Raw genomic sequence first — 14,191 nt, forward strand, 5'->3', positions numbered from 1 at the left:
CTTACATTGCCCTCCTCATAATAAAACAAATAGTTCTCATTACTATTCGCATTGGCGCGCGGCGGGCATCAGACGCTGGCGTAAAAGACGATAAAGGGCAGGGCACAAGATGACATTTCTACGCAGAAAGCGTGGCAGGAAACTCGCCGCGTCGATCCCAGTTAAACCGCTTACCGTTTCTCTGCTGGCGGTGGCAATCCATGCGCTGGTGCAGCCGGCATATGCCGCTGACGAAGCAGAGATGGTGGTGTATGGCAGCGGCGAAAGCACGGCTGAGTCACAGCAAGACTATGCGGTAAAAACCACGCGGGCGGGCACGAAAATGGTGCTGGCACCGCGCGACATCCCCCAGGCGGTGAGCGTGGTAACCACCCAGCGGATGGCGGATCAAAACCTCCAGTCGGTGGATGACGTCTTAACCAACGCCACGGGCGTTTCGTCCCAGGCCATCGACAGCGAGCGTAATTATTACTATTCGCGCGGCTTTGCGATCACGAGCTTCTCTTATGATGACATCCCCACCGCCACGGGCGATGCGTGGAATTACGGCGACGCGGCGGGAGATACTGCCATTTACGATCGCATCGAAGTGGTGCGCGGGGCGACCGGGCTCATGACCGGGGCTGGCGATCCGGGGGCCTCTATTAACATGGTGCGAAAAACCGCCGCCTCGAAAACCCCCGCAGCGAATATTAGCGCCAGCTACGGCAGCTGGAATGCACAGCGCTACGTCGCCGATCTCGCCACACCGCTTAACAGCGACGCCAGCCTGCGCGGGCGAGTGGTGACGGGGTATCAGGATCAAGATAGCTGGCTGGATCGCTACCATAAAAGAAAGAAATTCCTCTACGGCGTGGTGGATGCCGATCTGACCGAACGTACAACGTTGTCGCTGGGCTGGGATTATCAGCAGAATAATACCGCTAATCCAACCTGGGGCGGCCTGCCGAGTCTTTATAGCAATGGCACCAGAACCCATTACAACCGCAGTACCAACACGGCGGCCGACTGGACGGGTTATGAGGTTGAATCACGTAAGGTCTTCGCGACCCTCACCCACGCCTGGGATAATGGCTGGACCTTCCGCCTTAACGGGACGCACGGAGAGCAGACCTTTAACGATACCTTGCTGTATGTGATGGGCAATCCCGATGTGAACACCGGCGAAGGCACCACCGGCTGGGGCAGTAAAGATCGCGGCGAACGTAAGCTCGACGCCTGGGATGCGTATCTCAGCGGCCCCTTCGAGCTGCTGGGACGCCAGCATCAGCTGATGGCGGGAGCCAACTATAGCCGCCAGCATAATGCGACCGAAAGCCGCGATGGCCCGCTGGACAGCGAGCAGATGGGCATTTTTAGCAATAACTGGGACGGCAGCGTGGCAGAACCGACCTGGGGCGACTGGTATCAGAATGCGGATGATGTTGTCCGGCAGAAATCAGCTTACACCGCAGCACGGTTGTCGATCACCGATCCGCTGTCGCTGATTCTGGGGGCGCGTTACACCCAGTACAACACCAACGGCAGCAGCGGTGAGATGCGGAAATATAACCTCACCCCTTATGGCGGCGTGGTTTATGACATCACCGACAGTCTGTCGGGCTACGCCAGCTATACCTCAATCTTCTCACCGCAGACAAAACGCGACCCCCGCGGCGCATGGCTCTCGCCGGTGACCGGCAAAAACTACGAAACTGGTTTGAAAGCCGACTGGGCGGATGGCCGCCTGACGACCAATCTGGCCATTTTCCGCATTGAGCAGGAGCATGCCGCCGAGGCGATCAGCGGCCAGTTTGTTAACGGCTCCAGCGAGCAGGCCTATCAGGAGACGGAAGGCGCGGTGAGCAAAGGGGCTGAGCTGGAAGTTAACGGTGCCGTCACTGATAATCTGCAGCTCACCTTCAGCGCGACGCGTTACGTGGCGCGGGATAAGCGCGGCCGGTTTAACAGCTATGCGCCGCAAACGCAGCTCAAGCTCTTTACCCGTTACCAGCTTCCGATGCTGCCGGAATTGACAGTCGGCGGCGGCGTGAACTGGCAAAACCGGGTCTACAAAGACGTGACCGGGCCTGATGGCGAGACGCAGCGCCTCCATCAGGGCAGCTATCCACTGGTGGATCTGTTTGCTCGCTATCAGCTGACCCGACAGCTAGCGGTGCAGGCGAACGTCAGCAACCTGTTTGATCGTGAATACTATTCATACCTGGATGACTCCGCCGTCTACGGCGATCCCCGTCACTTCTCGGTGAGCCTCAATTACCAGTTCTGATTTTCCTTCCCCGGCCTGGCCGGGGATTTTCTTGCAAAACGTGTCATCTCGCTTAATTCCCCTTCCGGTTTTACCTGCCGGTGGTACACTTTAAAACTGTGATCTTTGTCATGCAGTCATTAAAACCGAAAAAGAGACAGTGCTATGCAACATATCATTGAGGGTTTCCTCAACTTTCAGAAAGAAATTTTCCCACAACGTAAAGAACTGTTCCGCAGCCTGGCTTCCAGCCAGAACCCCAAAGCGCTTTTTATCTCCTGCTCCGACAGCCGCCTGGTACCGGAACTGGTCACCCAGCAGGAACCGGGACAGCTCTTTGTGATTCGTAACGCGGGCAACATCGTTCCGTCATTCGGCCCAGAGCCGGGCGGCGTGTCAGCAACCATCGAATATGCGGTGGTTGCGTTGGGCGTGACCGATATCGTGATTTGCGGCCACTCCAACTGTGGCGCGATGAAAGCCATCGCCGCCAACCAGGATCTGGAGCCGATGCCGGCTGTCGCCCACTGGTTACGTTACTCAGACGCGGCGAAAGCGGTAGTGGATAAGAAAAGCTGGGAAAACGAGACAGATAAAGTGAACGCGATGGTGCAGGAAAACGTCATTGCGCAGCTTAATAACATTAAAACCCATCCGTCTGTCGCGGTCGGCCTGCGTAACAACGCGCTGCGCCTGCATGGCTGGGTCTACGATATTGAAAGCGGTGTGATTCATGCGCTGGATAAAAACAGCAAATCGTTCGTTTCGCTTTCGGATAATCCGGACGTTTACTGCGAATAATCTAAACGCGGCTCAGGCCGCGTTTTTTTATCCCCTCTGCCAGTAGAGAGGCGAGCCAAACGCCTCCAGATAATAATCAATGACCGCCCTGACATTCAGAGAAGGATGACGCGCATCGGGATAAAGTGCCGAAATCAGTTGCGGCTCGGTATTGATGGTCGCCTCAAGTTCGGGCAGTAGCGCAACAAGTTCCCCGCTTTGCAGCTTATCGCCAATCAGCCAGTCCGGAAACAGCACCAATCCCATCCCCCCCAGCGCGGCGATGAGCAAAGCCTCCGCATTGTTAGAGGTCATCAAGGGCGACACAGGGTAGTGTGTCCAGTCAGCGCCCATCGCGCGAAAAAACCAGCGGTTAGGACCCGAAGAACCCCGGTACACCAGACAATGGTGAGATGAAAGGTCGTCAGGGCTCGCCGGCGTGCCAGAGCGGCGGAGATATCCGGGGGCGGCGGCCAGATGATACACCTGGCGTCCGAAGGTACGGGCGTGAAACGACGAGTTGGTGAGAGCGCCGATGCGAAAGATCACATCAGCAGCGTCTTTATGCGGATCGATATAGTCGTCGGTCAGAATGAGCTCGATATCCAGTCCCGGATAGCGCTCGCTCAGGCCCGGCAGGGCAGGGGCAACGTGCCGCTGGCCGAAAAACACCGGAGCGTTAATACGCACCAGACCGGTGGGCTGCTGGGTTCTGGCGGCTAGCTCCCGACGCGCCTCGTCGAGGCTACGAGTCATCTCTCGGGCATAGCGGATAAACAGATGACCATTTTCGGTGGGGATGATTGAGCGCGTGTTGCGATAAAAGAGCTGCTGACCGAGGGCATCTTCGAGCTGATGGATCACCCGCGACACCTGTGAAGCCGAGATCCCCTGCTGGCGTGCCACCACGGAAAAATTATGCGTTTCATAGACTTCTATAAAAATGAGCAAAGTACGCAGGGTGATACTACCCGAATCGGTCATTGATGCAGTTCCTGCAAAGGTGTTTATCCGATTGTAGCATTTTTCTCATGAATACAAACGCGTACCCTTCCGGACCTGGACAACAAAAGAGTCACTATTATGCAATTTTTATTGATCGGGTTAGTCATTGCCGGAGGGATGGGACTGTCCGTAGAGGCCGGTCTGCTGGGGCCGCTGGGACAAGAGGTTGGCGATTTATGGGCAACGTTGAGCATATTTGGCGTAGGCGCGGCGTTAACGTTTTTGCTGATGCTCTTTTTTAGTCCACGTAATGCGCCTTCGTATTTTTCGCAACCTGGTTGGCAGCTGCTGGGCGGCATTCTTGGGCCGGTTTACGTCATTATCCTGACGGTTACCACCCCGATTATCGGCATTGCGCTAACGATGATAGGTATTCTGGCCGGGCAGGTGTTTAAAAGCCTGGTGATCGATCATTACGGCCTGTTTGGTACGCCGCACCGTAAAATTGACCGTAAACGGCTTCTTGCGCTGGTGTTTATTATTGCCGCGCTTATTTTCGTCGCGCAGGGGTAAGATATGACGACAGTAATGGTTATGCTCGCCGTGATTGGCGGGGCGATGTTGAGTATTCAGGCTGCGATTAACGGGCAGCTTGGCAGTAAAGTGGGGGTCTTCAAGAGCGCGTTTCTGACCTTTTCTGTGGGCGCGTTGGTCACGTCGCTGCTTATCCTCTTCTTTGAACCCGCTCATCCGGTCACGCTGCTGGATGTTCCGAAATGGCAACTGGTCGGCGCCCTGTTTGGTGTCCCTTACATCATTATTATGGTGATAGCGGTGCAACGCATCGGCACCGCCGTAGCTACGGTGGCGGTCATTTTTGGGCAACTGGCCATGAGCCTGCTTATCGACAATTTTGGCTGGCTGGGCAATGCGGCTATCCCTTTTTCCTTCAACCGCTTTGGTGCCGTGATCTGCCTGGGCATTGCCCTGTGCTTTATCTACGCCAGCAGCGTTGCTGAAAAACGTCGCTCATAGCGCCCCCGTTGTGTCACGCCGACGCTAGGCTAAGCGTCGGCGTATCCGTTGCGACGGAGAGAGAATGGCCCTCGCCATGGCGGCACCAATGTCAGCACTTTCGGTCAGACCCTGCACAAAGGGTCGGTCCTGCATCAGCCATGGCAGGGCACCAAAGGCGATGCGGCCCCGTGCTTCAACGGGATCGTGCAGAGTGTAATTCTCGGTCACGTCCGGAATGTCGTCCCCGACGGCTTGAAGCTGTTCGCGCAGGCGTGGGAACGGCAGATCTTTGGTTTTTAGGGCCCGCTGACCGCGTGCGTCAATATAGACATCAAATTCATAGTGCCGCTCGTCAGTGGTAATGATGGTTCGGTCTTTCTGAATATCCAGACGATAGTCTGTGCCCAGCGCGATAATGTTGATGATCCCGGCCTCACGCAGTGCAAGCAGGCGGCGAATCGACTGCGAGGGGATAGCCGCATAGTTATCGATAAAGACCCGGGCCAGACCGGATTTAAACCGTTTTCTGTCGTCATCGTTAAGGTGAGGCACTATCTCCTGAACCGGCTCATGCATACGCAAAATAGCGTATCGCCAGGGGACGGTATGCTTGTTACGTTTGTTCTCCTCGACTTCACGCAGATTCTCTTCGGCCCATTTAAAAGGGTCATGCTCACGACGTTCAGCGAACCAGGCTTTTGAGAAGCTATCTGCATCATGGGTCGCCAGCGCGATATGGTCACTCCAGGCCGGATCGGCAAGGCTAATCTCCTTTACCATCAGGGCAAAGACGCGGTCGAGTAACCCCTCCGGGCCCTGTTCGATTTCAGCATTTAGCGCGGCGTCTGTGACCACCTCAAGGGGCTCGTAGGGCAGCGGACAGTAAAAGTCCGCTTCGGGAAACACTCCGGTGCGCGACATTAACGCTACCTTCAACTCTTCGTGGCCATCATCGAGCTCAAAGCGGCACGGCTGTTCATCAGATTCGAAAAACGTCCCGTGCTGGATCACCACCGCCATGGCCGCATCGAGACCACTCAATGAGGTGCCCATAATGCCCACCCGACAGGCCGGAACCGTTGCTTCCATTAGGCCGGACCAGGGGCTTGGGAAATACGTGCGGCTAGATTCCTCTTCATCCGGCCAGACGTGCCCGGTAGCAATCGCAACAAAATCATAATTACGCGGCTCGGGTGCCGCATCTTCCCACAGCATGACCCCGTCTTGTGTTGCTTGCAGATCAGTAACCTGACAAGACTCTTTTATATCAACGTCGAAGCCTTGTTTTTTCGCCTGTTCCACGCAGGCGAGAAAGCGATCGCGCAGGTATTCGCCCAGCAGCAAGCGCGGCAGAAACTGGCGATCGTGCAGGGAGTCTCGCGCCACGTCATAACGGGCCAAATGTTCAATAGGCTGCAGACGTAGCCAGTCGAGGTAAGTCATAAAGAGAGGGGGGATTTCGATACTGGCGATGTTGGCCAGCATCATCCTGGAGTTATCGTCATGGCTGTACGGCATGCCGATACCGGCTTTTTCACCCTGTTCATAAACCGTAATCGATAACTTTTCTTTCGCCTCAAGTAACGAAAAGAACGTGTAAATCCCTGTGGGACCCGAGCCGACAATCGCTATTTTTTTCATTTTTTTATGCATCCTTATCTCAACGCCATGCCGAAAAAAGTCCTCTGGATCAAGTGTGGACGAAAAATGTGAAACCCGGCAGGTCTGGCGGGTAAACGAGGCACGAAGTGCGTAAAAAATGTTCTGCCACAGGCGAATACTGACTTCAGAAAGCATATGACCTTGCGATAAACAACAATCAGGAGGGAGATGCTATGAACGAACACAATCCGTATTCCGTCACCAATTTTGACTTTCTGGCGCACAGTTTTGCCCGGATGCAGGCGATGGGACGACCCGTTGATATTGGTGCTGTCACTGGCAATATGAATGACGAACAAAAGGTCTGGTTTCGGGAAAGATATCAACGTTACCTGGAGCAGGCCACAAGGGCAAAGAAAAAAGCGCTGAGCTAATCATCACGATCAACGGGCTTTCGGGCCCGTTTTCTTTTCGTCGAAAAGGGTGATTAAAAAGAGAGGCACTGAGATTCAGCAGAATGGTGCGTCCGGGTGAATCCGTCCACCGCCCCCCATTCTGTCAATCGGTTAGGGCTACCAACATATTCTGTTCAGATAATAGCGACCTGCCTGGACATTTACCTGACGAGATACTTTGTAGGTGGTGTCAACGCTATCTCTTATTTCTGCTGTTAATTTTGCCTTCAGTATCGAATGAAAAGAATAGTCTGCGGTTCGTCTCCGGCGCTGCATAATCAGAATGAAGAAGCCCGCAATTCTCTCTGAAATTCTTAAACAAAAAATGCTGGGGATATTTTTGGTCTGATAATGGAGTCAATCTCAGCGCAGGCCTGCAAGAACAGGCCGAAGAATATTCTTAATGAAATAATCGCCATAAAAGCAGTAATAAAGATACGTTATTGAATGGGGTGATCTAAATCAATAAATAATGATAATCTCGATATAAAAGTAAGGATTTTTATATTACTAGCCTATATGTCTAGCCTTTTCAAACAAAGCAGTTGATTTCTCTTATCTGTCAGGCATGCGTAATGTTCATCATATTCTCAATGCAGAAGAAAATTCTTAAGTAATTTCTTATGGTGGCCCTAAGATCTAAAATGTTGATCTTTATTAGTGGTTTACACTATTATCGCTTTTGCAATAAAGTGCCCATCCACTCAATAAACATTTTGCAAGGAAAGGGAATGCTATGGCTGATACGTTCCAGAATGAAGTGCCAAAAGCACGAATAAATTTAAAATTGAGCCTGCATACAGGGGGCGCGCAGAAGAAAGTCGAACTGCCGCTTAAACTCCTCGCCATGGGTGATTTCAGTAATGGCAAAGAATCCCGACCATTATCTGAACGAGAGAAAATCAACGTCAATAAAAACAACTTCAACAGCGTGCTTTCAGAATTTAATCCAGAGGTGAACCTGAGCGTTAAGAATACGCTGGCAAACAGTGACTCCGCAGAAAATGTAAAGCTGAGTTTTTCCGATATCAAAGATTTCGAGCCAGAACAGGTTGCTCGTCAAATACCTCAACTTCGCGCCATGCTGGCGATGCGTAATTTATTACGCGACCTTAAATCCAATCTTCTTGATAACGCCACTTTCAGAAAAGAGCTCGAGAAAATTCTCAAAGATCCGGCTCTGTCTCAGGAATTACGCGACGAAATGAGTGCGCTGGCCCCGAAATAACCGTCGGGCCTCTCTTTTAATGGATTAATCGGGAACATGCTGATGACTGTCAATACTGAAACTGCTGCGGCACCGGGTCATACTACGGTGCTGGAAAATGAGAGCGTTTACGCCTCCCTGTTCGAAAAAATTAATCTGACGCCGGCTTCCCATCTTGGCGATATCAACGCCTTTATGGATGATGCTGCCCTTGCCGATGCGCCTGCGGGCGAGCGTTTGACGGCGGCGATGCAGGTCTTTATGGACTGTATCCGTAAATCCGGACAGCAAGTAGAAAAGCTCGACAAGACCTTGATCGATCACCATATCGCCGAACTGGATTACCAGATCAGCCGCCAGCTTGATGCGGTAATGCACCATCCTGAATTCCAGAAAGTTGAATCCCTGTGGCGCGGCCTGAAACAACTGGTCGACAATACCGACTATCGCCAGAACGTGAAAACCGAAATTCTGGATGTGTCCAAAGACGATCTGCGTCAGGACTTCGAGGACGCGCCGGAACTGATTCAGAGCGGCCTCTACTGGCACACCTACACCGCCGAATATGATACCCCGGGCGGTGAGCCGATCGGTTCGGTGATCTCCTCTTACGAGTTTGACGCCAGCCCGCAGGATATCGCGCTGCTGCGCAACATCTCCAACGTCTCCGCCGCGGCACATATGCCGTTTATCGGCTCCGTTGGCCCGACATTCTTCCTGAAAGACTCCATGGAAGAGGTGGCCGCGATTAAGGATATCGCTAACTACTTCGACCGCGCCGAATACATCAAGTGGAAATCCTTCCGTGACACCGACGACTCCCGCTACATCGGGCTGGTAATGCCGCGCGTGCTGGGCCGCCTGCCGTACGGTCCGGACACCGTACCGGTGCGTAGCTTCAACTACGTTGAGCAGGTGAAAGGCCCGGATCACGAGAAATACCTCTGGACCAGCGCGGCGTTCTCCTTCGCCTCCAATATGGTGAAGAGTTTCATCAACAACGGCTGGTGCGTGCAGATCCGTGGCCCGCAGGCGGGCGGGGCGGTGAAAGATCTGCCTATCCACCTGTATGATCTGGGCACCGGCAACCAGGTGAAAATCCCGTCAGAGGTGATGATCCCGGAAACCCGCGAGTTCGAATTCGCCAATCTCGGCTTTATCCCGCTATCTTACTATAAGAACCGCGATTACGCCTGCTTCTTCTCGGCGAACTCTGCCCAGAAACCGGCGCTGTACGACACCGCCGATGCGACCGCCAACAGCCGCATCAACGCGCGTCTGCCGTACATCTTCCTGCTGTCGCGCATTGCCCACTACCTGAAGCTGATCCAGCGTGAAAACATCGGCACCACCAAGGATCGCCGCCTGCTGGAGCTGGAGCTGAACACCTGGGTGCGGGGTCTGGTGACCGAAATGACCGATCCGGGCGACGCGCTGCAGGCGTCACACCCGCTGCGCGATGCGAAGGTGGTAGTGGAAGACATCGAGGACAACCCGGGCTTCTTCCGCGTGCGTCTGTATGCGGTGCCGCACTTCCAGGTGGAAGGGATGGATGTGAACCTGTCTCTGGTCAGCCAGATGCCGAAAGCGAAAGCGTAAGGCGGTAGCAGGGATGAAAATTTATCGTCCGTTATGGAGTGACGGGGCGTTTCTGGCCCCACAACAGTTCCAGCAGCAGGCCCGCTGGGATGCGCACGTTGCTGATAACGTCGCGCGAATGGCGCTGGCGCATCCCTGGGGTGTGCTGTGCGCTGAGTTTGACGACAGCGCACTGTCGCTCTCCCGCCTCAATGCCACGCGTCTGGCGGTACGTTTTGCCGACGGAACGTTGGTGGACACGGATCTGGCGGATAACCTGCCGCCGGTATGTGATGTGTCCGCAGTGGGGCAAGAGAGTGTGGAGGTGCTGCTGTGTCTGCCCCTGCTCAGCGCGAACGGCGGTAATCTGGATGACGGGCGCGACAGCGCCCGTCCTCGTCGCTGGATGTCTGAGCGGATGACGGTTCAGGAGCTTGCCGGTCATGAACGTAGCGATCTGGCGGTACTGCGTCATGCGCTGACGCTGCGGATGTCCACTCAGGAAAACAGCGCGTACCTGACCTGCCCGGTGGCGAGGCTTACCCGCAATACGCAGGGGCAGTGGGTTCGGGATGCCGAATTTATCCCACCGCTACTGTCGCTGGAGGCCAGTCCCGTCCTGACGGGTGAACTCAGGGATCTCCTGCACCGCCTGTCAGCACGACGTAAGCGTCTGATGTCGATGCGACGTGAAAGCAATGAGCGGATGGCGGATTTCGCCGTGGCGGACGTTTCCCTGTTCTGGCTGCTTAATGCCCTAAATAGCGCCGAGCCCGTGCTGACAGAGCTGCACCAGACGCCGACACGCCACCCTGAACTGCTGTATCGGGAGCTGGCACGGCTTGCCGGCAGCCTGCTGACGTTTTCTCTCGAGCACAACGCCGGCGATATACCTCCTTACCGGCACGACACGCCGGAGCGAGTGTTTCCGCCGCTGTTTACCCTTCTGGACCATCTTCTGGAGGCCAGCCTGCCGTCGCGGGTTATCGCCATTGCGCTGGAACAGGGTGAGGACCAGGAAATCTGGCGCGGAAAACTGCACGATGCGCGGCTGCGCGAAGGCGCCGATTTCTATCTCTCCGTGCGTTCTTCCATGCCAAACCACGAACTGCAGACCCGCTTCCCGCAGCTGTGTAAAGCAGGCAGCCATGACGATGTGTCTGAGGTGGTCAATATCGCCCTGAGCGGCATGGTCATTAAACCGCTGAGCCATGTCCCTGCGGCTATCCCGCTGCGTCTGGAGAACCAGTACTTTGCGCTTGACCTGTCCACCGATGCGGCCCGCGCCATGCTGGAAGCAGGAAACTGCACCTTCTACACGCCGCAATCGCTGGGTGACGTGAAACTTGAACTCTTTGCGGTGCTGCGCTCATGAATACCCCGGATATAAACCTGATTAACCAAACCTTTTATCCAGGCTGGCTGATGGTCAGCCAGTTGCGAAGTGGCCATGAGATCCAGGACGGCGAGGCGCTTTACCGCCGCGCCTGCCGGTGGGTGAAGGATGCCCGCGAATCTCTGACTCAGGCGGGCTTCAGCGAGCTGAGCTGTGACCGGATGTTATATGCCTACTGCGCCCTGCTGGATGAGAGCGTACTCAACCGTGACAGGCAGGATGATGGCTACCGCAGGTGGCGTAAAGATCCGTTGCAGGCCCGGTTTTTTAGCACCCTGAACGCGGGTGAAGAGCTGTGGGAGCGCATCCGCCTCATCCTGCGGGAACCCGCGCCGGATGTTGCGGTACTGACCTGCCTGTACCGGACGTTACAGCTCGGTTTTGTCGGCGAATACCGTGCGCAAAATGACGAGCGGCGCGAGGACGTGATCCGTGCGCTCAGCGAGCATGTCCCGCCCTTTACCCTGACGCAGGATTCGCCTGTGGTGGTCAAGGCACCAGGGCTGCGCAGTGGACGCAGGCTCTACTGGCTGGGCTGGGCGGCAGGCTTTGTGGTGCTGGTGGCGCTGTGGTTCACCTTTTCCTCAGTACTGGCGCAGATGGTGTCACATATTGCAGGGCAGGGATAAGGGATGCGTGAATTATCCCGGGTAGTACTGATGATGCTCGCTACTGTACTGGCGCTGTGGCTGGTCCTGGGTTTCTGGCCGCTTTCCGGCGGGAGTCGGTTTGCCCTCTGCCTGTGTATTTTACTGACGGGCGGCGCGGTGCTGTGGCAGCAGTGGCGACGGTTTCTGCGTCTATCTGCGGCCCGTGAGCAGCGCGAAGAGAGCAGTCTGCCGCCGGAGGGATTTCAGGGGGCAGTGGTGTTCGTCTGTGGCGATACCGCATCGCTGTTTTCGCAGGGTCTGGCGCATCGGGAAACGCGCCAGGGCTGGTATCTGCGGGTAGAGAATACTGAGCAACTGCCGTTGCTGGCCCAGCATCTGGCGAACGCCCGTCCTGACCTGATACCCCAGGTTTCGGTACTGCTGGCGGTCGTGCCGGAGCAGCATCATTCAGAAGAGGGGCTGGTGCAGTCGCTGCGCGGATGGCGGCGAAGTATTGCGCAGTGCCGCGCGTGGCTGAATGGCCTGCCGCCGGTCTGGAGCACAGTCTGGGTAACGCCGCCGGACGGCGAATGCCCGCAAGAGGAGCGCTGGTTTACCGTGACGCCAGACCTGCCGGGAGTGCGGGTGCGTCAGAGCAGCCATGTTCCACTTCCGGTTGAGGACTGGCAGCGTGAGGCCGTCGGTCACGCTTTCCGGCTCTACCACGCGCTCTGGCTGAACAGCGTACTGGCGCTGACAGAGCGTCATATTACCCCGCCGCTGAGTACCCGACAGGCCGAACTTCCGGCCCTGACACTCTGCGCCTGCGGTATCAGTCTGACGCCGGTCTCTGCCGTTGCGGATAATCTCTGGCAGCAGCAAATAGGGGAGATCACCACGCTCGCCCCGGACAGTGCGCCCGTGTCGGAAATGCTCTCTCTCCCGGATGTCCTTCTTCCGTATCTGCCGCGCCGCCAGGGTGTCAGTCGCCGGATGCAGGATATACGTCTGGCTGGGGGTGTCTGTTTTCTTTTCCTCGCGCTGGCGATGCTGGCTTCCTTTATTAACAACCAGCGGCTGGTCCGCAGCGTTGGCGATCACCTTGCCGTCTATTACCGCCTCAGCGGTACGCCCCCTGAGCCAAAACTGCAGGCTCAGCAGCGTCTTCGCGCCGATAGCCGCCTGCTTGATGACTGGCTGCGTCGCGGCGAGCCGCTGCGCTACGGTCTGGGGCTGTATCAGGGGATGCGTCTGATCCCGTCTGTGGAGGCAGCCATAAACGACTGGACGCCGCCACCTCCACCTCGTCCGATCATCAAGCAGATCGTGCAGGGACCGCAGACGATCCGCCTCGACAGCATGTCGCTGTTCGACACCGGCAGGTGGGCGCTGAAGCCGGGTTCCACGAAGCTGCTGGTGAACTCGCTGGTCGGCATCAAGGCGAAACCCGGCTGGCTGATTGTGGTGACGGGCCATACCGACAGCACCGGCGATGACAAGTCCAACCAGCTGCTTTCCTTTAAACGCGCGGAATCGGTGCGCGACTGGATGCGCGACACCGGCGACGTGCCGGAGAGCTGTTTTGCGGTGCAGGGCTATGGCGAAAGCCGGCCTGTCGCAACCAATGACACGCCGGAAGGCCGGACGCTGAACCGCCGTGTCGAAATCAGTCTGGTTCCGCAGGCGAACGCCTGCCAGATGCCGGGCAACACCCGTGCGCCATCGCAGGATGATGGCGCATTAAAAAATGAAATGGAGAAATAACATGGCAATTCCTGTTTATCTGTGGCTCAAGGACGACGGCGGCGCGGACATTAAAGGTTCCGTGGATGTAAAAGACCGTGAGGGCAGCATCGAAGTGGTGGCGCAGGAGCATAACCTTTACATCCCGACCGACAACAACACCGGCAAGCTAACCGGCACGCGTATCCACACGCCCTTCCTGTTCACCAAGGAAATCGACTCCTCCAGCCCGTACCTGTACAAGGCGGTGACCACCGGTCAGACCCTGAAATCGGCTGAATTCAAGTGGTACAAAATCAACGACGCGGGCCAGGAAGTGGAGTACTTCAACACCAGACTGGAAAACGTGAAGGTGGTGAAAGTGAACCCGCTGATGCACGACGTCAAAGATCCCTCCTTCGAGAAGCACAACCATCTGGAACAGATTGAGCTGCGCTACGAAAAAATCACCTGGACCTATAAAGACGGCAACATCATTCATTCTGACTCGTGGAACGAGCGTACTACTGCGTAATTACCCTGGCAGACGGTTTTCCGTCTGCTTTTTTTGCTGAGCGCCTGCCATAACGGACGCTCAGCAAAGAACACACTATCTGCCTACCTGACCTGATGCGCTTTGGTAAGTCAACA

The 14,191-nt window shown here is 55.8% G+C and carries 13 protein-coding genes; 11 read left to right on the forward strand and 2 right to left on the reverse strand.

The window, feature by feature from the left end; all coding sequences use genetic code 11:
• The first annotated feature begins 109 nt into the window (after positions 1-109).
• A complete protein-coding gene (fhuE, locus tag WFN75_RS05060) occupies positions 110-2,269 on the forward strand; it encodes a ferric-rhodotorulic acid/ferric-coprogen receptor FhuE (RefSeq protein ID WP_336995700.1) in 2,160 nt (719 codons plus the stop codon).
• Between the two features lie 144 nt (positions 2,270-2,413).
• Positions 2,414-3,049: a carbonic anhydrase gene (locus WFN75_RS05065; protein WP_040075960.1), complete on the forward strand. Its 636-nt coding sequence runs from the start codon at positions 2,414-2,416 to the stop codon at positions 3,047-3,049.
• Between the two features lie 27 nt (positions 3,050-3,076).
• Here WFN75_RS05065 and WFN75_RS05070 read toward each other — a convergent pair whose 3' ends face one another.
• Complete coding sequence (locus WFN75_RS05070; RefSeq protein WP_336995701.1) at positions 3,077-4,012, reverse strand: LysR family transcriptional regulator; 936 nt, start codon at positions 4,010-4,012, stop codon at positions 3,077-3,079.
• Positions 4,013-4,111: 99 nt separating this feature from the next.
• On the opposite strand from WFN75_RS05070, the gene WFN75_RS05075 reads away from it, so the two are divergent.
• Together WFN75_RS05075 and WFN75_RS05080 are read left to right on the forward strand one after the other, a co-directional pair.
• Positions 4,112-4,546, forward strand: coding sequence for a DMT family transporter (locus tag WFN75_RS05075; RefSeq protein WP_233802099.1), 435 nt, complete (start codon positions 4,112-4,114; stop codon positions 4,544-4,546).
• Between the two features lie 3 nt (positions 4,547-4,549).
• Positions 4,550-5,008 (forward strand): DMT family transporter, encoded by a 459-nt coding sequence (locus WFN75_RS05080; RefSeq protein WP_336995702.1) that lies wholly within the window; start codon positions 4,550-4,552, stop codon positions 5,006-5,008.
• Between the two features lie 24 nt (positions 5,009-5,032).
• Here the strand turns inward: WFN75_RS05080 and WFN75_RS05085 are convergent, their stop codons facing one another.
• A complete protein-coding gene (locus tag WFN75_RS05085; protein WP_336995703.1) occupies positions 5,033-6,631 on the reverse strand; it encodes an FAD-NAD(P)-binding protein in 1,599 nt (532 codons plus the stop codon).
• Positions 6,632-6,825: 194 nt separating this feature from the next.
• On the opposite strand from WFN75_RS05085, the gene WFN75_RS05090 reads away from it, so the two are divergent.
• The 7 genes from WFN75_RS05090 to hcp all read left to right on the forward strand — a co-directional run bounded on the left by WFN75_RS05090 (position 6,826) and on the right by hcp (position 14,075).
• Positions 6,826-7,026, forward strand: a complete 201-nt coding sequence (locus tag WFN75_RS05090) for a hypothetical protein (RefSeq protein ID WP_336995704.1) — start codon at positions 6,826-6,828, stop codon at positions 7,024-7,026.
• A 757-nt stretch (positions 7,027-7,783) separates the two neighbouring features.
• Positions 7,784-8,275, forward strand: coding sequence for a type VI secretion system contractile sheath small subunit (gene tssB, locus WFN75_RS05095; protein WP_336995705.1), 492 nt, complete (start codon positions 7,784-7,786; stop codon positions 8,273-8,275).
• 42 nt (positions 8,276-8,317) lie between these two features.
• Positions 8,318-9,853, forward strand: a complete 1,536-nt coding sequence (gene tssC / locus WFN75_RS05100; protein WP_286931627.1) for a type VI secretion system contractile sheath large subunit — start codon at positions 8,318-8,320, stop codon at positions 9,851-9,853.
• A gap of 13 nt (positions 9,854-9,866) precedes the next feature.
• A complete protein-coding gene (tssK, locus tag WFN75_RS05105) occupies positions 9,867-11,207 on the forward strand; it encodes a type VI secretion system baseplate subunit TssK (RefSeq protein WP_336995706.1) in 1,341 nt (446 codons plus the stop codon).
• On the forward strand, positions 11,204-11,857 hold the full coding sequence (gene tssL / locus WFN75_RS05110; RefSeq protein ID WP_336995707.1) for a type VI secretion system protein TssL, short form: 654 nt from the start codon (positions 11,204-11,206) through the stop codon (positions 11,855-11,857). The genes tssK and tssL overlap by 4 nt, the downstream gene beginning before the upstream one ends.
• A gap of 3 nt (positions 11,858-11,860) precedes the next feature.
• A complete protein-coding gene (locus WFN75_RS05115; RefSeq protein ID WP_336995708.1) occupies positions 11,861-13,582 on the forward strand; it encodes an OmpA family protein in 1,722 nt (573 codons plus the stop codon).
• Position 13,583: 1 nt separating this feature from the next.
• Positions 13,584-14,075: a type VI secretion system effector Hcp gene (hcp, locus tag WFN75_RS05120; protein WP_233802084.1), complete on the forward strand. Its 492-nt coding sequence runs from the start codon at positions 13,584-13,586 to the stop codon at positions 14,073-14,075.
• Positions 14,076-14,191 lie beyond the last annotated feature (116 nt).

Origin of the sequence: Leclercia sp. UBA7405 (assembly GCF_037152215.1) — a bacterium.
Lineage (GTDB): Bacteria > Pseudomonadota > Gammaproteobacteria > Enterobacterales > Enterobacteriaceae > Enterobacter > Enterobacter pneumoniae.

Bases quoted from the DNA above. Each gene is read 5' to 3' on its own strand.
- fhuE (WP_336995700.1), top strand. From the start codon at position 110: ATGACATTTCTACGCAGAAAGCGTGGCAGGAAACTCGCCGCGTCGATC.
- WFN75_RS05065 (WP_040075960.1), top strand. From the start codon at position 2,414: ATGCAACATATCATTGAGGGTTTCCTCAACTTTCAGAAAGAAATTTTC.
- WFN75_RS05070 (WP_336995701.1), bottom strand. From the start codon at position 4,012: ATGACCGATTCGGGTAGTATCACCCTGCGTACTTTGCTCATTTTTATA.
- WFN75_RS05075 (WP_233802099.1), top strand. From the start codon at position 4,112: ATGCAATTTTTATTGATCGGGTTAGTCATTGCCGGAGGGATGGGACTG.
- WFN75_RS05080 (WP_336995702.1), top strand. From the start codon at position 4,550: ATGACGACAGTAATGGTTATGCTCGCCGTGATTGGCGGGGCGATGTTG.
- WFN75_RS05085 (WP_336995703.1), bottom strand. From the start codon at position 6,631: ATGAAAAAAATAGCGATTGTCGGCTCGGGTCCCACAGGGATTTACACG.
- WFN75_RS05090 (WP_336995704.1), top strand. From the start codon at position 6,826: ATGAACGAACACAATCCGTATTCCGTCACCAATTTTGACTTTCTGGCG.
- tssB (WP_336995705.1), top strand. From the start codon at position 7,784: ATGGCTGATACGTTCCAGAATGAAGTGCCAAAAGCACGAATAAATTTA.
- tssC (WP_286931627.1), top strand. From the start codon at position 8,318: ATGACTGTCAATACTGAAACTGCTGCGGCACCGGGTCATACTACGGTG.
- tssK (WP_336995706.1), top strand. From the start codon at position 9,867: ATGAAAATTTATCGTCCGTTATGGAGTGACGGGGCGTTTCTGGCCCCA.
- tssL (WP_336995707.1), top strand. From the start codon at position 11,204: ATGAATACCCCGGATATAAACCTGATTAACCAAACCTTTTATCCAGGC.
- WFN75_RS05115 (WP_336995708.1), top strand. From the start codon at position 11,861: ATGCGTGAATTATCCCGGGTAGTACTGATGATGCTCGCTACTGTACTG.
- hcp (WP_233802084.1), top strand. From the start codon at position 13,584: ATGGCAATTCCTGTTTATCTGTGGCTCAAGGACGACGGCGGCGCGGAC.